This window comes from Pseudomonas abyssi (assembly GCF_002307495.1).
Taxonomy (GTDB): domain Bacteria; phylum Pseudomonadota; class Gammaproteobacteria; order Pseudomonadales; family Pseudomonadaceae; genus Halopseudomonas; species Halopseudomonas abyssi.
Genome location: NZ_NTMR01000016.1, coordinates 70,499 through 89,265, shown reverse-complemented (window position 1 = coordinate 89,265; position 18,767 = coordinate 70,499). Strand labels below are relative to the sequence as shown.

The following is an 18,767-nucleotide window of genomic DNA, read 5'->3' as shown; positions in this document are numbered from 1 at the left end:
CAGGATACCCGCCATGCCCAATCCGCTGCTGCAACCCTACGATCTGCCACCCTTTGCCGAGATCCGTGCCGAACATGTCAAACCGGCCGTCGAGCAGATTCTGGCCGACAACCGCGCGCAGCTCGATGCCCTGCTGGCCAACCCGCCAGCGCAATGGACCTGGGCCAACCTGATCGAGCCGCAGGATGACATGGGCGAACGTCTTGGCCGTGCCTGGTCGCCAGTCAGCCACCTGAATGCGGTGATGAACAGCCCCGAGCTGCGCGAAGCCTACGAAAGCTGCCTGCCGCTGTTGAGCCAGTACTACACCGAGATGGGCCAGAATCAGGCGCTGTTTGAGGCCTACCAGCAGCTCGCCGCCAGCGACGAGTTCGCCACACTGGACCAAGCCCAGCAAACCATCCTTGAGCATGCCCTGCGCGACTTCAAACTGTCCGGCATTGCCCTGCCGCCGGAGCAGCAGAAGCGCTACGGCGAGCTGCAAATGCGTCTGTCCGAGCTGCAGAGCAGCTTCTCCAACCAGGTGCTCGACGCCACCCAGGCATGGACCAAACACATCACCGACGCGGCCCAGCTGGACGGGCTGCCCGAGTCCGCGCTGGCGCAGGCCAAACAGGCCGCCGAGGCCCGCGAGCTGGACGGCTGGCTGATCACACTGGAATTCCCCAGCTACTTCCCGGTCATGACCTACGCCACCGACCGCGCCCTGCGTCAGGAGGTCTATACCGCCTTCTGCACCCGCGCCTCCGATCAAGGCCCGAACGCCGGTCAGTTCGACAACGGCCCGATCATCGACGAGATTCTGCTGCTGCGTCAGGAGCTGGCCGAGCTGCTGGGCTTTGCCAACTACGCCGAACTGTCGCTGGCGACCAAGATGGCCGAAAGCACCGATCAGGTGCTCGGCTTTTTGCGTGACCTGGGCGAGCGCAGCAAGCCGTTCGCGAAACAGGATCTGGCCGCTCTGAAGGCTTTTGCCGCAGAACAGGGCTGCGACGACCTGCAGCCCTGGGACGTTGGCTTCTACAGCGAGCAACTGCGCCAGCAGCGTTACGCCATCTCGCAGGAAATGCTGCGCCCCTACTTCCCGATCGATACCGTGATCAACGGCATGTTCGGTATCGTCCAGAAACTCTACGGCATCCAGTTGCGCGAAGTCGCCGAGTTCGAGCGCTGGCACAAGGACGCACGCCTGTTCGAGGTGATTGAGCAAGGCGAAGTCATCGGCCGCTTCTTCCTCGATCTGTACGCCCGCGCCAACAAGCGCGGCGGCGCCTGGATGGATGGCTGCCGCGACCGCCGGCTGCTGCCCGACGGCGCCCTGCAGCGCCCGATTGCCTATCTGGTCTGCAACTTCACTCCGGCGGTTGGCGGCAAGCCGGCATTGCTGACCCACGACGAGGTCACCACCCTGTTCCACGAGTTCGGCCACGGCCTGCACCACCTGCTGACCCGGGTGAACTACGCCTCTGCCAGCGGCATCAACGGCGTGGCCTGGGACGCGGTCGAGCTGCCCAGCCAGTTCATGGAAAACTGGTGCTGGGAGCCGGAAGGCCTGGCGCTGATCTCCAGCCACTATGAAACCGGCGAGCCGTTGCCGCAGGACCTGCTGGACAAGATGCTGGCGGCCAAGAACTTCCAGTCCGGCCTGGGCATGCTGCGCCAGATCGAATTCTCGCTGTTCGACTTTGAACTGCACGTGCGCAAGCACCCCGAGCTGAGCGCTCAACAGGTGCTGGATCAAGTGCGCAAGGAAATCGCGGTCATCAAGGTGCCGTCGTTCAACCGTTTCCAAAACGGCTTCAGCCACATCTTCGCTGGCGGCTATGCGGCGGGTTACTACAGCTACAAGTGGGCAGAAGTGCTGTCGGCTGATGCCTTCTCGCGCTTCGAGGAAGAGGGTGTACTGAACGCCGAGACCGGTCGCGCCTTCCGCGACAACATTCTTGCCCGTGGCGGCAGCGAGGCACCGATGGCGCTGTTCGTCGCCTTCCGTGGTCGCGAGCCATCGATTGATCCACTGCTGCGTCACAGCGGCCTGAGCGGGGAAGCGGCATGACCAACGGCCCGGTGAAGCGCTTTATCGCCGGTGCGGTCTGCCCGGCGTGCAGCGCGATGGACACCATCAAGATGTACGAAGAAGACGGCGTGCCGCACCGCGAATGCGTGCAGTGCGGTTACACCGATACGCTGGATGCCCGCGGCAACTCGGTACCCAAGGAGCTGGGTACCCGGGTCAACGAAGTGCGCAAGGCACCAAGCAAACCCACCAGCCAGACGGTACAGTTCTTCCCCAATCCGCGTCTGAAAAAGAAAGATTGAAGCGCTACGCAGCGTTGCCTGATCAGGCAACGCTGCGTAGTTCGATATCCACGCCCAGTTGCTGTGACATACACGGCCACTGCGCCCACAGACGCTGTACCTCGGCCGGATCCAGCTGCGCCCGGTAGGCCTGAAATTCAGCTGACTGAAACAGGTCCTCGGGCAACAGCCCCGAGACCGCCTCCTCGACCGCCGCATCCAACCGATTGGCAAAGGACTCGCCCAGCAGATGATGCACGATCAGGTTGGCACGGGTGGTGTCCATCGGAATCAGCGACTCGCCGCCGTGGGCGACGTAGCGATCGTTCACGTCTTCCACCAAACGATGGGCCAGGTAGGCCTCATCCAGCAGCGTTACCAGCCCGCGATGTTCGGCCGGCAAGTCTGGCGGCTGCAAAAAGAACGCCTCGGCCACCTTGAGGACCGGCAGCATGCGCGGCTTCAATTGAGCTGACTCGGCCACCGCTGCGGCGGCTTCCAGCACCTCCGGCACCTGTTCGATGTAAGCGGTGGCAAAGCGCTGCAGTGCCCCGACCGGGTCCTCCTGCAGGCGAATGGAGGGGTGTAGATCCGCGATCCGGGTCTGCAACCAGGCCTGCATTCCCTCACGCGAATCACTCTGTGCCGTTGCTTCGGCAATACGGTGTTTCAGCCCAGCGATGTTCATACTCTAGCTCCACAACGGCAAACGGAGGCTGCCAGCGAGCAGCATCACTTTGACATTATTGTAAAGCGAAAAACCTAGCAGAGGAGTGCTAGTGCGTCAAAGTGCCTCACCACGAGGCATGAGATCAAATTGTAATAAGCCCACCCGACGGTCCCGCCAACAATTATCCGCCGCAACATTGCGCGCCGATGACCCCCGTCTATACTCCAGATGACTGGTGGCCTGTGGGGGAAGTGCTGGCCGGGGGATGAAACGCCGCGAACAACGCGCTGTATGTCCTGCGGCAAGCGGGTTGCTGAGGAATCTGGCGTCCTAGTAGCGCCACATTTGCAGCAGTCTGCCTGGGTGTCTGCGCAGTGTGATACCCCTTCGTTCCGTGCACCGGTAGCGATAAAAACAATAAAGGGGGACCGGGAATGTTGCGAGCAGCAATCACCTGGCCGGTTGGACTGTCCCTGTCTGTGCTCGGCGCCCAAGCGAGTGCCGAGTGGGGCGTCAACATGCGCCGGGGCGTCACCGAAGTCAGTCAATCCGTGTTCGATCTGCACATGACCATCTTCTGGATCTGCGTGGTCATCGGCATCGTGGTATTTGGTGTGATGTTCTGGTCGATGCTGATGCATCGCAAATCCGAGGACAGCAAACCGGCGACCTTCCACGAACACCTGGGTGTGGAGATTCTCTGGACGGTGATCCCGCTGGCGATTCTCATCGTGATGGCCATTCCGGCCACCAAAACACTGATCGATATCTACGACGCCGACGAGGCGGACATCGACATTCTGGTAACCGGCTATCAATGGCGCTGGCAGTACCAGTACGTCGGCGAAGGCGTGAGCTTCTTCAGCAGCATGTCGACGCCACGCGACGAGATCGGCAACGTCAGCGACAAGAACCCCAATTACCTGCTCGAAGTGGACAACCCGCTGGTCATTCCGGTCGGCAAGAAGGTCCGCTTCCTGGTCACCGCCGCCGACGTCATCCACTCCTGGTGGGTACCCGACTTTGCGGTCAAGAAAGACGCCATCCCCGGCTTTATCAACGAAGCCTGGACCCGCGTAGAAAAGCCCGGCATCTACCGCGGCCAATGTACCGAACTGTGCGGCAAGGACCACGGCTTCATGCCCGTGGTGGTCGAAGTGCTGCCCCAGGATGAATACGACGCCTGGATGGCCGAGCAAAAAGAGGCCGCCGCCAAGGAAGCAGAGCTGCGCGAGAAGGACTGGACCCTGGAAGAGCTGGTCGAGCGTGGGGAAAAGGTCTATGCCTCCGCCTGCGCCTCCTGTCACCAGCCCACCGGCGAGGGCCTGCCGCCGATGTTCCCGGCGCTCAAGGGCAGCGCCATTGTCACCGAAGATATGGCCCAGCACCTGGATATCGTCCTCAACGGCGTACCGGGTACCGCGATGGCGGCGTTCGGCAAGCAACTGTCGGAAGTCGATGTGGCGGCCGTGATCACCTTCGAGCGTAACGCATGGGGCAACGACACCGGCGAAATGCTGGCGCCCGTCGACGTGCTGAACGCCAAAGAAGGCCAATAGGAGACCTGTCATGAGCGCTGTGATCGATACCCATCACCACGACCATGCCCACGGTCCGGCCAAGGGCCTGATGCGCTGGGTGCTCACCACCAACCACAAGGACATCGGCTCGATGTACCTGTGGTTCAGCTTTGCCATGTTCCTGCTCGGCGGCTCGATGGCCATGGTCATCCGTGCCGAGCTGTTTCAGCCGGGCCTGCAACTGGTGCAACCGGAATTTTTCAACCAGATGACCACCACCCACGGCCTGATCATGGTGTTCGGGGCGGTTATGCCGGCCTTTGTCGGCCTGGCCAACTGGATGATTCCGCTGATGATCGGCGCACCGGACATGGCGCTGCCACGGATGAACAACTTCAGCTTCTGGCTGCTGCCGATGGCCTTCGGGCTGCTGGTCTCGACACTGTTCATGGAGGGAGGCGGCCCGAACTTCGGCTGGACCTTCTACGCACCGCTGTCAACCACCTACGCGCCGCCCAGCGTCACCTTCTTCATCTTCGCCATTCACCTGGCGGGCATCAGTTCGATCATGGGCGCGATCAACATCATCGCCACCATTCTCAACTTGCGCGCCCCCGGCATGACGCTGATGAAGATGCCGCTGTTCGTCTGGACCTGGCTGATTACCGCTTTCCTGCTGATCGCGGTGATGCCGGTGCTGGCTGGCGTGGTGACCATGATGCTGATGGACATCCACTTCGGCACCAGCTTCTTCAATGCGGCCGGCGGCGGTGACCCGGTGATGTTCCAGCACATTTTCTGGTTCTTCGGTCACCCCGAGGTCTACATCATGATCCTGCCGGCGTTCGGTGCGGTCAGCCAGATCATTCCGGCCTTCAGCCGCAAGCCGCTGTTCGGCTACACCTCGATGGTCTACGCCACCGCCGCCATCGCCTTTCTGTCGTTCATCGTCTGGGCGCACCACATGTTTACCGTCGGCATTCCGATTACCGGTGAGCTGTTCTTTATGTACGCCACCATGCTGATCGCCGTACCGACCGGGGTGAAGGTGTTCAACTGGGTCAGCACCATGTTCCGCGGTGCGCTGACCTTCGAGGCGCCGATGCTGTTCGCCGTGGCCTTTGTGATTCTGTTCACCATCGGCGGCTTTTCCGGTCTGATGCTGGCGATTGCACCGGCCGACTTCCAGTATCACGACACCTATTTTGTGGTCGCGCACTTCCACTATGTGCTGGTGCCCGGCGCCATCTTCGGCATCTTCGCCTCGGCCTACTACTGGCTGCCCAAGTGGACCGGCCACATGTACGACGAAACCCTGGCCAAGACGCATTTCTGGATGAGCTTCATCGGCATGAACCTGGCGTTCTTCCCGATGCACTTTGTCGGGCTGGCTGGCATGCCGCGGCGCATTCCCGACTACAACGTGATGTTCGCCAACTTCAACATGATCTCCTCGGTCGGCGCCTTCATGTTTGGGGTTACCCAGCTGCTGTTCCTGTTTATCGTCATCAAGTGCATCAAAGGCGGCAAGAAGGCGGCCGCCAACCCCTGGGAAGGTGCAGAGGGGCTGGAGTGGACCGTACCCTCACCCGCGCCATACCACACCTTCTCGACGCCCCCCGAGGTGAAGTGACCGGAGGTCGCGGCAATGAGCGAGACACAGTCCAATCGCCGCCTGGTCGGCAAACTGGTACTGACGGTATTCGGCATGTTCGGCTTCGGATTCCTGATGGTACCGCTGTATGACGTGATGTGCGATGCGCTGGGCATCAACGGCAAGACCAGCGGCACCGCCTACCAGCAGGAAGTCGAGCAGATCGACAGCAGCCGCACCCTGCGGGTGCAGTTTGTCGCCACCCGGGCCGAAGGCATGAGCTGGGACTTTGGCCCCGAGGCCGAACAGCTCAGCCTGCATCCGGGCGAAACGCGCGAGATGCTGTTTCTGGCGCATAACCCGACTGACCGGCCGATGGTGGCACAGGCCATTCCCAGCGTTTCACCATCGATTGCCGCAGCCTACTTCCACAAGACCGAGTGTTTCTGCTTTACCCAGCAGGTGCTGCAACCGGGGGAAAGCGTCGAGATGCCGGTGCGTTTTATTGTTGATCCGGCGGTGCCGGCACAGGTCAAGCACCTGACCCTGGCCTACACCCTGTTTGATGTATCGGAGCGAATGCCTGACAAGCTGGCCGCCGCCCAGGCGCAGGCCCACTGAGCACGATTGCCGTACAAGGAGAACAACAGATGGCCAATCATCAGACCTACTATGTGCCGGCCCAAAGCAAGTGGCCGATCATTGCCTCGATAGCGCTGCTGCTGCTGGTATTTGGCGGCGGCAGCATGATGAACGGCGACAGCGCCGGAGCCGGCAGCAGCCTGGGCCGCTGGCTGTTCTTTGCCGGTGCACTCTTGACCGCCTGGATGATGTTCGGCTGGTTCAGCAATGTGGTGAAGGAAAGCCGCGAGGGCCTCTACAGCCCGCAGATGGACCGCTCCTTCCGCATGGGCATGGGCTGGTTCATCTTCTCGGAAGTGATGTTCTTTGCCGCCTTCTTCGGCGCCCTGTTCTACGTGCGTACCTTTGCCGGCCCGTGGCTCGGTGGTGAGGGCGACAAGGGCCTGGCCAACATGCTCTGGCCGGATTTCACTTATCAATGGCCGCTGATGATCAACCCGGACCCCAAAACCTTTCCCGGTCCCAGCGAGGTGATCAGCGCCTGGCAACTGCCGCTGATCAACACCCTGCTGCTGATCTCCTCCAGCGTGACCGTCACCTTTGCCCATCACGCCCTGCGCAAAGACAATCGCGGCGCTACCAAGGCCTGGTTGGGCCTGACCGTCGCGCTGGGCACGGTCTTTCTGGTGCTGCAGGCACTGGAATACCAGCACGCCTATCACGACCTGGGGCTGACATTGAACTCGGGCATCTATGGCGCCACCTTCTTCATGCTGACCGGCTTCCACGGCGCCCACGTCACCATGGGCACGCTGATTCTGGCCATCATGCTGATCCGCATCGCCAAGGGCCATTTCACCCCACAGCAGCACTTCGGTTTTGAAGCCGCCAGCTGGTACTGGCACTTCGTGGACGTGGTCTGGGTTGGGCTGTTTATCTTCGTCTACATCTTCTGAGCGGTACCCATGATGCCTGCCAAGTCAATGCAACCAGGGCGTGTGCCAGGTCAGTCGGCCCGCCCAGAAGCCCCAGGCAATCAGCGCCATCAACAGCACTGTCAGGCCGATACGCACGCTCAATGCCGTTACCAGCCGGCCGCGCCCATCAGTGTCTTTCATCAAAAAGAACAAACCGCTGAACAGGCTGATCAGTATCAGCGCCAGCAAGATCACGATGACCAGCTTGAGCCACATGGTCTTCCCCTGATTGTTGTTATGGTCGGCCTGAGTATAGCCGGAGCAGCTCATGGTGCTGTCTGAGGCCGCAGTGACCAACCGACGTTTCGCGCCGGGCTGGCCACTCTGGGTGTTCACCCTGAGTCTGCTGCCGGTGCTGCTGGGGCTGGGCGTCTGGCAGCTGCAACGGGCCGATCAGAAACAACAACTGCAGGCCAGCATCGATGCCCTGCAGCACGCACCGGCCAAAACCCTGACACAGCTCGGCGGGCAAGCGCCTGCCGACTGGCAGCCGCTCAGCCTGCAGGGTCGGCTCGACCCACAGCACATCTGGTTGCTGGACAACCGCACCCGCAACGGACAGGCCGGCGTCGAGGTACTGCAGGCCTTTCAGGCAGATAGCGGGGACTGGCTGCTGATCAATCGCGGCTGGCTACCCTGGCCGGACCGGCGCCAGCCGCCACACATCAGCACACCACCGGGCAGGCTGCAGCTGCAGGCAGAAAAACTGCCCGCCAGCAGCGCCGGCTGGCGGCCGGGCAGACGCGCCTGTGACGCGGATCAGCGCAGTTGCGTGATCGCTCAGCTGGATCTGGATGCCCTGCGCGCGCAGTCAGCGCTACCGCTGCTGGGCTGGAGCGCCCGACTGAGCAATGCCGGCAGCGCCGCACTGACGCTGGACTGGCCGGCGCTACCCATGAGCGCCAGCCGCCACACCGGCTACGCGGTGCAATGGTTCAGCCTGGCAGCGGCACTGCTCGCCCTATTTCTCTGGGCCGGTTTTCGGCCTCAATAGCACGTTGATCTCGGGGGAATAACAATGATGAGCCTGACCGAATCCGAACAACGCCCGTCACGCCCAAGGGGCCAGCTCAAGTTGCTGGCCATCATCGGCGTCGTGGTAGGGCCTATTGCGCTGGCAGCGCTGATGGCGCAACTGGATATTGGCATGCCTAAAGGCCACGCCAACAAGTCCGCATTGGTGGAACCCGCGATTCAGACCAGCGACTGGCAGCTCGCGGTGGAGCCGGTCGGCTATGGCGCGCCATGGCGCCTGCTGGTGACCCACACCGGCGCCTGCGAGCGCCAGTGCATGGCGCTGGTCCACGAAGCAAGGCAGATCAACGTGGCGGTCGGTCGCGAGGCCGAACGCGTGACCCATGTACTGGCGTCTCCGGTGGCGCTACGCGCCGACGAGGTTGCCGCGCTGGAGGCACAGTTTCCGCGTCTGGAGCGCACCACCTTTGACAGCAACGCCTACCTGCACAGCCTGCAGACCCAGCCCGACAGCTGGCTGATCGGCCCACAGCTGTGGCTGGTCGACCCGCTGGGCCGCGTGGTGCTGCATCACAGTGCCAGCCAACCCGGCAAGAACCTGCTGGATGACCTCAAGCGTCTGCTGAAACTCTCCAAGGTGGGCTAAGCCATGCGCAAACCCGGCTACGCACTCGCTCTGGCAGCGCTGCTGCTCTGCTTTGTAGTGGTCATTCTCGGCGCCTACACCCGCCTGGTACACGCCGGGCTGGGCTGCCCGGACTGGCCAGGTTGCTATGGCTTTCTCAGCGTCCCACAAAGCGAGCATGCCTTGCAGGCAGCGCAGTTGCGCTTCCCGGATGAGCCGGTGGAAGCCTTCAAAGCCTGGGCCGAGATGATTCACCGCTATGCTGCCGGCACGCTTGGCCTGGTCATCCTGACCTTGGCAGTGATCGGCATCAGCCAGCGCCGTAACCCCGACTACCCCACAGGCCTCGGCCTTGGCCTGCTGGCGCTGGTGGTCTGTCAGGCTCTGTTCGGCATGTGGACGGTGACACTCAAACTCTGGCCACAGGTGGTAACCGCGCACCTGCTGGGTGGCTTCGCGACCCTGAGCCTGCTGTTGCTGTTGGTGTTGCGATTGTCCGGTCGCCTGCCCGCCCTGACACCCAGCCGCGCGCTGACGCGCCTGCGCACGCTGGCCAAGGTCACACTGGCAGTGGTGATGGTGCAGATCATGCTCGGTGGCTGGACCAGCACCAATTACGCAGCGGTGGCCTGCATCGACCTGCCCACCTGCCACGGTGAATGGTGGCCGGAGATGGACTTTCACACCGGCTTTAATCTGCTGCACCAGGAGATAGGCCCGAACTACCTCGGCGGCATGCTCGAAGGGCCCGGCCGCACCGCGATCCACTTCACCCATCGCCTAGGCGCACTGGTCACCACCTTGGTGGTACTGCTGCTGGGCTGGCAGCTCTGGCGGGCGCGCCTGCGCGGCCTCGCTGCGCTGCTGAGTCTGGCCCTGATCGCACAGGTCAGCCTGGGCATCACCAACGTGCTGGCGGCCCTGCCACTGGCGATTGCCGTCGCACACAACGGCATGGCGGCGTTGCTGCTGCTGTGTACCGTGTCCGTCGCGTACCGACTGCGCGCACCGACGCCGGCGCGGGTTCGGCTGGTCGCCAAACCACCGCACAAACTGGCAAGCCCACTACTTGGCAACCATACTGCGAGAACAACAACACAGGTGCGCTAAACGCACCGACAGGGGGGACGGACCATGGCTAGCATCACCCATGCAGTAACGGCACAGGCCGGCTGGCGTGATTATCTGGAACTGACCAAACCCAAGGTCGTTGCGCTGATGATCATTACCTCGGCCATCGGCATGCTGCTGGCCAGCGACAGCGCGGTACCCTGGAGCACCTTGCTGCTCGGTAACTTGGGGATTGCCCTGTGCGCAGGCTCGGCGGCAGCCATCAACCATGTGGTAGATCGGCGTATCGACGTACAGATGGCCCGCACCCAGCGCCGCCCCCTGGCCCAGGGCCGCGTCGAGCCACTGAATGCCGTGCTCTTTGCCATGTTACTGGGCAGCGCAGGGCTGGCCGTGCTGCTGTCCTGGACCAATACCCTGACTGCGGTGCTGACCCTGGGCTCGCTGCTGGGCTACGCTTTGGTCTATACCGCCTTTCTTAAACGTGCCACGCCGCAGAATATTGTCATCGGCGGGCTGGCCGGTGCCGCGCCGCCCTTGCTCGGCTGGACGGCCGTGAGCGGCCAGATCGACGCTGGCGGCCTGCTGCTGGTGCTGATTATCTTCGCCTGGACCCCGCCGCACTTCTGGGCGCTGGCGATTCACCGCAAGGCCGAGTACGCCAAGGTCAACATTCCGATGCTGCCCGTCACCCACGGCGAGCACTACACCAAGCTGCATATTCTGCTGTATACCTTTATGCTCTTGGCCGTGAGCCTGCTGCCCTTTGTGATCCACATGAGCGGCCCGCTCTATCTGGTGGCCGCGGTGGTGCTGGGCCTGCGCTTTATCGACTGGGCGATTGCCCTGTTGCGCAACAGCCGCCCGCATGCGGCCATCAAGACCTTCAAATATTCGTTGTGGTACCTGCTGTGGCTATTTGTGGCGCTGCTGCTGGACCACTATATCGAGGTGGCTGGATGGCTTTGACCGGGGTACAGAAAACCGTTCTGGTATGTGTGGCAAGCATTGCGCTGGTGGTTGGCGCCGTGGTCAACAAGGTAACCCGTCCAGCGCCGCTGGACCGCAACGCCCTGCAGCAAGCCGGGGTCTATCTGTTCGACAGCCCGCGCGCCCTGCCCGAGGTCAGCCTGCGCTCTGCTGCCGATCAGCCCTGGGGGCTGGATGACCTGAACGGCCAGTGGGATCTGCTGTTCTTCGGCTACACCTTTTGCCCGGACATTTGCCCGACCACCTTGGCCGAGCTGCGCCAGCTGATGCAAAAACTGCCTGAACAAACCCAGACCCAGCTGCAGGTCACCTTGGTCAGCGTGGACCCCAACCGCGACACACCGGAGCAGCTGGCAAGCTATCTGAGTTTCTTTAACGCCGGCTTTGCTGGCGCCACCGGTGACAGCGATCAGCTCGCCACCCTGGCCAAGGCGCTGTCGATCGCCTATATCGAGCCAGACACCAGCAACGAAAACTATCTGGTCGACCACAGTGGTCAGGTGGTGATCGTCGACCCTCAGGGGCGCTATGCCGGCTTCATCCGTCCGCCATTGAACATCGACCAGCTGGCCCAGTGGCTGCCCCGCATCATGGCGGAGCAGTAGGGTCTGTTGCCGCTCCGCTCACCGGCCTGCCGAGAGCCCCTGTTCGACTAGGCGCGGCGTGGAATCGCCAGCGCCAGCATGAACAAGGCGGCCGCGCAGACAACCACCGAGGGGCCCGCCGGCGTATCCAGCTCCCAGGACAATGCCAGCCCGCCGAGTACCGCCAGCATGCCCAGCACGCTGGCCCCCAACGCCATCTGCTCCGGCGTACGGGCGTGGCGCTGCGCTGCCGCCGGCGGAATGATCAGCAGCGAGGTGATCAGCAGTACGCCAACCACCTTCATCGCCACCGCGATGACAATCGCAATCAGCAACATCAATGCCAGGCGGATAGCCGTGACCGGCAGCCCCTCAACCCGCGCCAGCTCTTCATGCACCGTGATCGACATCAGGCTGCGCCAGAGCCACCCCATCAGCACCAGTACAATCAGCAAGCCGCCGATCATCCACGCCAGCTCGCTTGAGGTGATGGCCAGCAAGTCGCCGAACAGGTAGGCCATCAGGTCAACCCGCATGTTTTCTGCCAGGGCCAGGACCACCAGCCCCAGCGACAGGGTGCTGTGGGCAAGAATACCCAGCAAGGTGTCGCTGGCCAGCCACTCCTTGTGCTGCAGGGCGACCAGCAGCACCGCGATCAGCACGCAGCCCACCGTCACCGCCACCGTCAGATTGATATCCAGCAACATGCCCAGCGCCACGCCGAGTAGTGCCGAATGCGAAAGGGTGTCGCCAAAATAGGCCATGCGCCGCCAGACCACGAAGGAGCCAAGCGGGCCGGCCACCAGCGCCAGCGACAGCCCGGCCAACAGGGCGTACAGCAGAAAATCAGGCATGCTTGCAACCAGGTCCGTGTTCGTGGGGCACCACTTCGCCATGCAGATCGTGGCCGTGGTCGTGGTGATGGCTGTAGACAGCCAGGGCGCTGGCCTGCTCGCCAAACATGGCGACAAAGGCCGGGTCGGTGCTGACCTGCTCCGGATGCCCGGAGCAGCAGACGTGTCGGTTGATGCAAACCACGGTGTTGGTCGTGGCCATCACCAGATGCAGGTCATGAGAAACCATCAGCACGCCACAGCCATAGCGGTCGCGCAGCCGGGTAATCAGTTGATACAGCTCGATCTGGCCATTGACATCGACGCCCTGCACCGGCTCGTCCAGCACCAGCAGGTCGGGCTCGCGCAACAGCGCACGCGCCAGCAGGATACGTTGCAGCTCACCACCGGATACTTGCTGCAGCGGCCGTTCCAGCAAATGCTCGGCGCCCACGTCGACCAGCGCCGCCTCCACCGCCGGCCGCCGCACACCCGGTACCAGCAGCAAAAAGCGCAGTACCGTCAACGGCAGCGACGGATCAACCTGCAGTTTCTGCGGCATGTAGCCGATGCGCAGACGCGGCCGCCGACGCACCTCGCCGCTGGTTGCCTTGAGCAGGCCAAGCACCACCCGCACCAGACTGGTCTTGCCTGCGCCGTTGGGGCCGATCAGGGTGACAATTTCGCCGGGCTGAACGCTCAGGTTGACGTTTTCCAGCACGTCAGTCTCGTTCAACCGCAGGCTGACGTGCCGCAGCGACAACAACGCGTCGCTCATGCCGCCGCCCGGCAACGCGCGCACAACCCGCTCACTTCAACAGTTTCACTGCTGGCGACAAAATCATGCGCCGCAGCCGCACTGGCGATCGCCTCACTGATGCCCGACTCCTCCAGCTCGATGGCCACGTGGCACCCCAGACAGATCAGAAAATACCCCTGATGGCGGTGCTCCGGGCTGGGGCAACCGATAAAGGCGTTAAGCGACGCAATACGGTGCACAAGCCCCTGCTCCTGCAGAAAGTCCAGCGCGCGATAGACCGTCGGCGGTGCCGCGCGGCGGCCGTCATCACGGGACAGGGTGTCCAGAATGTCATAGGCGCCAAGCGGTTTGTGGCTTTGCCAGACCAACTCCAGCACCCGCTTGCGCAACGCGGTAAAACGCACACCCTCACGGGTACACACCTGTTCTGCAGCCTGCAGGGCATGGCTGACGCAGTGATCGTGGTTGTGCGGTGCTTGAGGGTCGGAAAGGTGGGGGGGGTGGCTCATCGGGCTGCCTCGCTGGCTGCGCCCCGGCACCAATTGGCGACAGGGACTGTTCAGAGGTCAATGACCTGTTATCATATAACGCTTTTGCGTTTCGAGGAATTCCCCATGTTACTACGCTTGCTGTCGGCTTTGGCCGCAGGTTTGCTGCTGTCCTGCTCGGCTTTCGCCGACAGTCGGGTACTCACTACCATCAAACCGGTACAACTGATCAGTGCCGCGCTGCTCAACGGCATCGATGAACCAGCCGTTCTGCTGCCGCCGGGCGCCTCACCTCACTCCTTCGCCTTACGGCCGTCAGACCGCCGCGCACTGGCGGATGCCGAGCGTATTTACTGGGTCGGGCCCAATCTGGAGCGCTTCCTTGAGGACGTCCTGCACGACGCCGCCAATGCCCGCGAGCTGATGGACGTGCACGGCCTGACGTTGCGCGAGTATGCGGAAGAACATGCCGAGCATGGTCATGACCATCACGACCACCACCACGACGAAGGCAGCCTGGACCCCCACATCTGGCTGTCGCTGGACAACGCGTTGGTCCTGGCACGCTGGATGAAGCAGGACCTCGCGCCGCTGTACCCCGAACAGCAAGCGCAGCTGGACGCAAACCTGGCGCACTTCGAGCAGCAGGTGGGCGAGCTGGAGCAGGCCTTGCAAGCGCGCTTTCTGCCACTCAAGGACAAGCCCTATTTCGTTTTTCACGACGCCTATGCGTACCTGGAAGAGTATCTGGGAATCAAGCATCGCGATGTATTCAGCCTGTCACACGAGGTACAGCCTGGTGCACGCCACGTCAACGAACTGCGCGCCAAGCTGCGTGACGCCGGTCGCGCTTGTGTCTTCAGCGAGCCCCAGTTCACCCCGCGCCTGGTCAATAGCCTGACCGCCGGACTGCCAGTCGAAAGCGCTCAGCTGGACCCCTTGGGTGCGGACACGCCAGCCAGCGCCGACGGCTACGTGCATATGCTCAGCACCTTGACCGACAATCTCGGCGGCTGCCTGGAAAGCCTCTGACCCTGCATGGCCGACGTCCCGCTGCGGACGTCGGCCAGCTGCCCGATACCTCAACGCAGCCAGCGTCCGCGTAGCCGCCACCGCCAGAGCGCCCACCCCCAGATTGCCAGCTCGAGCAAAAACACCCAGTGGACGATGAAATTGAGCCACCAGGGCTGATAGCGCGCGGTGACCGTGACCAGCGAATAGCGCTGATCGACAAATGGCGCGAACCACCAGACGTCTCCCGCCAGGCTGTCCAGCACCACATGCAGCAGGCCGCCCAGACTGAACATCAGCAGCAACCAGGGCGCAGCCAGGCGTCGACACAGCGCCAACCAGCCCATTGCGCCCGACAGCAGACACAACCAGAGCAGCGGCCAATGGGTCGCATAGCGGTGGTGGTGGACCATGCTGTGGTCAACGAAGAAGAAGTACAGCATGTCAAAGTCGGGGAAGATGCCGCCCAGGGTACCGGCAATCAGCAACCAGACGGGACGCACCGGCGTACGGCGCAGCGGCGACAACATATAGCTTGAAAGGATGTAACCAGACGGCAGATGGGCAATCAGCATGGACCAGCGCCTGTTCGGCAGTGAAAGGGCAGGCCGTATGAGGGCCCGGACAGCACTCTGACCACGAAGCTGCCGGCCGGTTCTGAACGCTCTCAGTCCGAGGCGAGAAACTGCATCAAGGTAGCGCGCTGCGCATGCCCAGCGAGCCAGCTCTTGATCTCCGCCACCCGGGCCGCATCAGCGGCACCGACCTGCTGCTCCAGGCGCTCGCGCTTGAGCTGGGCCATTTTTTCGCTGCGCACCCGCCGCTGCCATTGCTCGGTAAATACCGCCGGCAGCTTGTGCGCCAGCTCCAGCGACTTCAGCAACTGCCATTCGCCGCCATCCAGCCAGGCTTCGTCACAGCGACCACACAGATCAATCCGGCTGGTCAGCGCCCCCGAGACCGAGAACTTGGTCATCAGGCCGCTGCACTTGGGGCAGGTCAGCGCGGCCTTGGCGTCTGCCTCCTCCACCACCTCGGTGGCGACCTCCCCATCCGCCAGCGGCGGCTCGTTGCGCTCCACCCAATCACGGTAATAGAGCAACGACAGCAACGACCCTGCGCACGCGGGGCAGCCCATCGCGGGCAAACCCTCTTCGACCTTGCTCGCCTGCAGGCGGATATTTCGACACTTGGGACACTGCATAGGATTACCTTTCCGTCCTTGAACCACGCGGCGACTTGCCACTTCCTCGGGGCAGCAGCTTAGCCTTTGGGGAGCAATAGCAACAAGCCTGAGTTGCCCGGGCGAAGCTGGGCAGCAGCCAGATGCCTGCCGCTCTGAAAGCCGCATTTGTAGCGTTTTTTTCCATGCACTACATTTTTGAATACAAAATGACGACGTTTTTGTACACAATATGCGACCGTTCAGCGCAGATGGTCGTGGCGGCCCGGTGTCGGCTGCGCTGCGAAGGCGGAACAAAACGTGCAAGCGCAACGGCGAGGGCTGTCAGGTTCAGCAGCCTTGCCCGGTACCCACAACAAGACGCAAGGAAAGGCCCATGGCTAACGACGACTTTCAGATCCGCGACATCGATCCGTCGCTCCACAACGAAGACCTGGCACCGCTGCCGCCGGGCAAGCGCAGCTGGGGCTGGTTCGAGATTTTCAACGTCTGGTCCAACGATATTCAGAGTCTGTTCGGCTATACCCTGGCTGCGACCCTGTTCATCTCCTATGGTCTGAGTGGCTGGGCGGTGCTCGCCGGTATCGTACTGGCGGGCTTTATCGTCATGGGCCTGGTGCAGCTGACCGGCAAGCCGAGCGTCAAGTACGGCATCCCGTTTCCGGTCATGGCGCGCTCCAGCATGGGGGTTCGCGGTGCCAACTTCCCCGCGGTGGTGCGCGGCATCGTGGCGATCTTCTGGTATGGCGTGCAGACCTACTTCGCCTCTACCGCGGTAGCGCTGCTGCTCAACGCCCTACTGGACTCACCGGCAGATGCCGGCACCTTTCTTGGCATGACCGCTATCGGCTGGGTCTCCTACTGCCTGGTCTGCGCCTTTCAGGTACTGCTGTTCGTACGCGGGATGGAGTGGATTACCCGCTTCCTCAACTGGGCCGGCCCGCTGGTGTATGTGGTGATGATCGCGCTGATGCTGATCATCTGGTATCAGGCAGGACCCAGTCTGCTGAACGAGCTGGGCAGCATCTTTGCGGGCAGTGGCGAGTACGCCGCAGGCCCGGTCGCCGCCTTCTTTGCGGTGGTTGGCACCATGGTGGCCTACTTCGCCGCCGTGGTGATCAACTACGGTGACTTCGCGCGCTTCGTAAAAAACGAGCAGCAGATGACCAAGGGCAACCTGCTGGGCCTGCCCGTTAGCCTGGCGATCTTCTCCTTGATTGCGCTGGTGATCACCGCCGGCACCGTGGTGGTGTTTGGCGAAACCCTGACCAACCCGACCGATATCGTCGCCCGCGTCGACAGCCTGACGCTGACCATCATCGCCGCACTGACCTTCTTTGCCGCGACCGTGGGCATCAACCTGGTGGCCAACTTCATTCCGCCCGCCTACGACATTGCCAACCTGGCCCCGTCACGCATCAGCGCCCGCACCGGCGGCTTCATCACCGCGGCCATCGCGTTCTTCATCGGTGCGCTCTGGGTTGCCTTCATCAGTGAGGTCGGCATCGCCGCCTTTGTCGACACCCTGGGCGCCATCCTGGCACCGTTGTATGGCATCATCGTGGCCGACTACTACCTGGTCCGCAAACAGCAGCTGGATCTGCAGGATCTGTTCAGCGCGCGCGAGCAGGGCGCCTACTACTTTGACGGCGGCTGGAACCGCAAGGCGCTGATTGCCTTTGCCGTGGCCTCGGTATTTTCGGTGGCCTCGGTCTGGGTGCCGGCGGTCAGCCAGCTGCACGGCTACGCCTGGCTGCTGGGCGCGCTGATGGGCGCCGTGCTGCATTACCTGCTGATGCGCAATGCGCCCGTGCTGCAGGCGTCCCCGCGCCAGAGCTAGACCGAACCCGCGCCGGGGTTCTCCCGGCGCCTGGCTACAAACGCTGCAGGGCCATCTCGATGGACTGGCTGGCCTTGCGCAGCCACACCTTGGTGCGTTGACGCTCCATCATGCTCAACTGCGCACCAGTACTGCTCTTCTGATTGATCGCCGACCAGAAGCTCAGGGCCAGCTTGTCGATGCGGTGCAGGGTGCCGACGTGCAGCTCGGGAATATCGACCACCGCCAGCAACCGGGGCGCCGCCGCCTCCGCCACCACCTGATCAATGTCGCTGAAGTCACTGCCGCAGCCATGGTTTCTGACCACCACACAGGGCATGAGCGCGCCGTACTTCTGGGCGAAGGTGCGCAACAGCATGACCGAGTCCCGTCCGCCATCGACCACGTACCAGAACAGCGTATTGACCCCCAGCTCATCGCACATATCCAGTACTCCGCTGTCCTCCAGCCAACGATCCAGAAAGCGCTGACTCTGCGCGGGCAGGTCCACCAGCAGCTGCTTTTCATCGTCCTCGCTGGCCATCTCGATCAACTGATCAATGCTCTCGAAGTCGTCCAGCACAATCGGCTGGGTGAACTCGGGATAGTAATGGGTGAGGGTGGCGTGGGACTGGTCAGCATCGAAGCCGGCATACAGCAGACCGTTGTCGAGGAAGTACTGGGACAGCAAGCGCGAAACGACCGACTTGCCGACCCCGCCTTTCTCGCCACCGACGAAGTGAATGGTACTCATGAACGCGTCCTGTGCAGGGCTGGGAAAGAAAAT

Annotated in this window: 21 protein-coding genes; 13 read left to right on the top strand and 8 right to left on the bottom strand. The window is 62.6% G+C overall.

What is annotated here, in order from left to right; all coding sequences use genetic code 11:
• Nucleotides 1-13: 13 nt before the first annotated feature.
• Both prlC and CNQ84_RS12875 read left to right on the top strand, forming a co-directional pair.
• Entirely contained in the window at nt 14-2,056 is a 2,043-nt protein-coding gene (gene prlC, locus CNQ84_RS12880) for an oligopeptidase A (protein ID WP_096005263.1), read from the top strand.
• Nucleotides 2,053-2,319, top strand: coding sequence for a YheV family putative zinc ribbon protein (locus CNQ84_RS12875; protein WP_096005262.1), 267 nt, complete (start codon nt 2,053-2,055; stop codon nt 2,317-2,319). The genes prlC and CNQ84_RS12875 overlap by 4 nt, the downstream gene beginning before the upstream one ends.
• A 22-nt stretch (nt 2,320-2,341) precedes the next feature.
• On the opposite strand, the gene CNQ84_RS12870 is transcribed toward CNQ84_RS12875, so the two are convergent.
• Nucleotides 2,342-2,986, bottom strand: a complete 645-nt coding sequence (locus tag CNQ84_RS12870; protein ID WP_096005261.1) for a hypothetical protein — start codon at nt 2,984-2,986, stop codon at nt 2,342-2,344.
• A 416-nt stretch (nt 2,987-3,402) separates the two neighbouring features.
• Between CNQ84_RS12870 and coxB the strand changes: the two genes are divergently transcribed.
• The 4 genes from coxB to CNQ84_RS12850 are packed head-to-tail and all read left to right on the top strand — an operon-like array spanning nt 3,403 to nt 7,620.
• Complete coding sequence (gene coxB / locus CNQ84_RS12865) at nt 3,403-4,527, top strand: cytochrome c oxidase subunit II (protein WP_096005260.1); 1,125 nt, start codon at nt 3,403-3,405, stop codon at nt 4,525-4,527.
• Between the two features lie 10 nt (nt 4,528-4,537).
• Nucleotides 4,538-6,121 (top strand): cytochrome c oxidase subunit I, encoded by a 1,584-nt coding sequence (gene ctaD, locus CNQ84_RS12860; RefSeq protein WP_096005259.1) that lies wholly within the window; start codon nt 4,538-4,540, stop codon nt 6,119-6,121.
• Nucleotides 6,122-6,136: 15 nt separating this feature from the next.
• Nucleotides 6,137-6,703, top strand: coding sequence for a cytochrome c oxidase assembly protein (locus CNQ84_RS12855; protein WP_096005258.1), 567 nt, complete (start codon nt 6,137-6,139; stop codon nt 6,701-6,703).
• Between the two features lie 29 nt (nt 6,704-6,732).
• On the top strand, nt 6,733-7,620 hold the full coding sequence (locus CNQ84_RS12850) for a cytochrome c oxidase subunit 3 (protein WP_096005257.1): 888 nt from the start codon (nt 6,733-6,735) through the stop codon (nt 7,618-7,620).
• A 24-nt stretch (nt 7,621-7,644) separates the two neighbouring features.
• On the opposite strand, the gene CNQ84_RS12845 is transcribed toward CNQ84_RS12850, so the two are convergent.
• On the bottom strand, nt 7,645-7,857 hold the full coding sequence (locus tag CNQ84_RS12845; RefSeq protein ID WP_096005339.1) for a twin transmembrane helix small protein: 213 nt from the start codon (nt 7,855-7,857) through the stop codon (nt 7,645-7,647).
• 52 nt (nt 7,858-7,909) lie between these two features.
• Between CNQ84_RS12845 and CNQ84_RS12840 the strand changes: the two genes are divergently transcribed.
• The 5 genes from CNQ84_RS12840 to CNQ84_RS12820 are packed head-to-tail and all read left to right on the top strand — an operon-like array spanning nt 7,910 to nt 11,907.
• A complete protein-coding gene (locus tag CNQ84_RS12840; RefSeq protein WP_096005256.1) occupies nt 7,910-8,635 on the top strand; it encodes an SURF1 family protein in 726 nt (241 codons plus the stop codon).
• A gap of 24 nt (nt 8,636-8,659) precedes the next feature.
• The gene (locus CNQ84_RS12835; RefSeq protein ID WP_096005255.1) at nt 8,660-9,262 is read left to right on the top strand and encodes a hypothetical protein; all 603 of its coding nucleotides are present in this window, start codon (nt 8,660-8,662) and stop codon (nt 9,260-9,262) included.
• Between the two features lie 3 nt (nt 9,263-9,265).
• A complete protein-coding gene (locus CNQ84_RS12830; protein WP_096005254.1) occupies nt 9,266-10,351 on the top strand; it encodes a COX15/CtaA family protein in 1,086 nt (361 codons plus the stop codon).
• 24 nt (nt 10,352-10,375) lie between these two features.
• On the top strand, nt 10,376-11,281 hold the full coding sequence (gene cyoE, locus CNQ84_RS12825; RefSeq protein WP_096005253.1) for a heme o synthase: 906 nt from the start codon (nt 10,376-10,378) through the stop codon (nt 11,279-11,281).
• A complete protein-coding gene (locus tag CNQ84_RS12820; protein WP_096005338.1) occupies nt 11,278-11,907 on the top strand; it encodes an SCO family protein in 630 nt (209 codons plus the stop codon). The genes cyoE and CNQ84_RS12820 overlap by 4 nt, the downstream gene beginning before the upstream one ends.
• Before the next feature lie 47 nt (nt 11,908-11,954).
• Here CNQ84_RS12820 and znuB read toward each other — a convergent pair whose 3' ends face one another.
• Genes znuB through CNQ84_RS12805 form a run of 3 tightly spaced genes read right to left on the bottom strand, consistent with a single transcriptional unit; the run spans nt 11,955 to nt 13,988 of the window.
• The gene (gene znuB, locus CNQ84_RS12815) at nt 11,955-12,740 is read right to left on the bottom strand and encodes a zinc ABC transporter permease subunit ZnuB (protein ID WP_096005252.1); all 786 of its coding nucleotides are present in this window, start codon (nt 12,738-12,740) and stop codon (nt 11,955-11,957) included.
• Complete coding sequence (znuC, locus tag CNQ84_RS12810; protein WP_096005337.1) at nt 12,733-13,497, bottom strand: zinc ABC transporter ATP-binding protein ZnuC; 765 nt, start codon at nt 13,495-13,497, stop codon at nt 12,733-12,735. The genes znuB and znuC overlap by 8 nt, the downstream gene beginning before the upstream one ends.
• Nucleotides 13,494-13,988, bottom strand: coding sequence for a Fur family transcriptional regulator (locus CNQ84_RS12805; protein WP_096005251.1), 495 nt, complete (start codon nt 13,986-13,988; stop codon nt 13,494-13,496). The genes znuC and CNQ84_RS12805 overlap by 4 nt, the downstream gene beginning before the upstream one ends.
• A gap of 105 nt (nt 13,989-14,093) precedes the next feature.
• Between CNQ84_RS12805 and CNQ84_RS12800 the strand changes: the two genes are divergently transcribed.
• Nucleotides 14,094-14,999, top strand: a complete 906-nt coding sequence (locus CNQ84_RS12800) for a zinc ABC transporter substrate-binding protein (protein ID WP_096005250.1) — start codon at nt 14,094-14,096, stop codon at nt 14,997-14,999.
• 50 nt (nt 15,000-15,049) lie between these two features.
• On the opposite strand, the gene CNQ84_RS12795 is transcribed toward CNQ84_RS12800, so the two are convergent.
• Together CNQ84_RS12795 and CNQ84_RS12790 are read right to left on the bottom strand one after the other, a co-directional pair.
• Nucleotides 15,050-15,553 carry a metal-dependent hydrolase gene (locus tag CNQ84_RS12795; RefSeq protein ID WP_096005249.1) on the bottom strand — a complete coding sequence of 168 codons (504 nt, stop codon included), beginning with the start codon at nt 15,551-15,553 and terminating at the stop codon, nt 15,050-15,052.
• Between the two features lie 92 nt (nt 15,554-15,645).
• Nucleotides 15,646-16,182 (bottom strand): TFIIB-type zinc ribbon-containing protein, encoded by a 537-nt coding sequence (locus tag CNQ84_RS12790; RefSeq protein ID WP_096005248.1) that lies wholly within the window; start codon nt 16,180-16,182, stop codon nt 15,646-15,648.
• Between the two features lie 355 nt (nt 16,183-16,537).
• On the opposite strand from CNQ84_RS12790, the gene CNQ84_RS12785 reads away from it, so the two are divergent.
• The gene (locus tag CNQ84_RS12785) at nt 16,538-18,001 is read left to right on the top strand and encodes an NCS1 family nucleobase:cation symporter-1 (protein WP_096005247.1); all 1,464 of its coding nucleotides are present in this window, start codon (nt 16,538-16,540) and stop codon (nt 17,999-18,001) included.
• A gap of 34 nt (nt 18,002-18,035) precedes the next feature.
• Here CNQ84_RS12785 and CNQ84_RS12780 read toward each other — a convergent pair whose 3' ends face one another.
• On the bottom strand, nt 18,036-18,734 hold the full coding sequence (locus CNQ84_RS12780; RefSeq protein WP_096005246.1) for a P-loop NTPase family protein: 699 nt from the start codon (nt 18,732-18,734) through the stop codon (nt 18,036-18,038).
• Between the last annotated feature and the right edge of the window lie 33 nt (nt 18,735-18,767).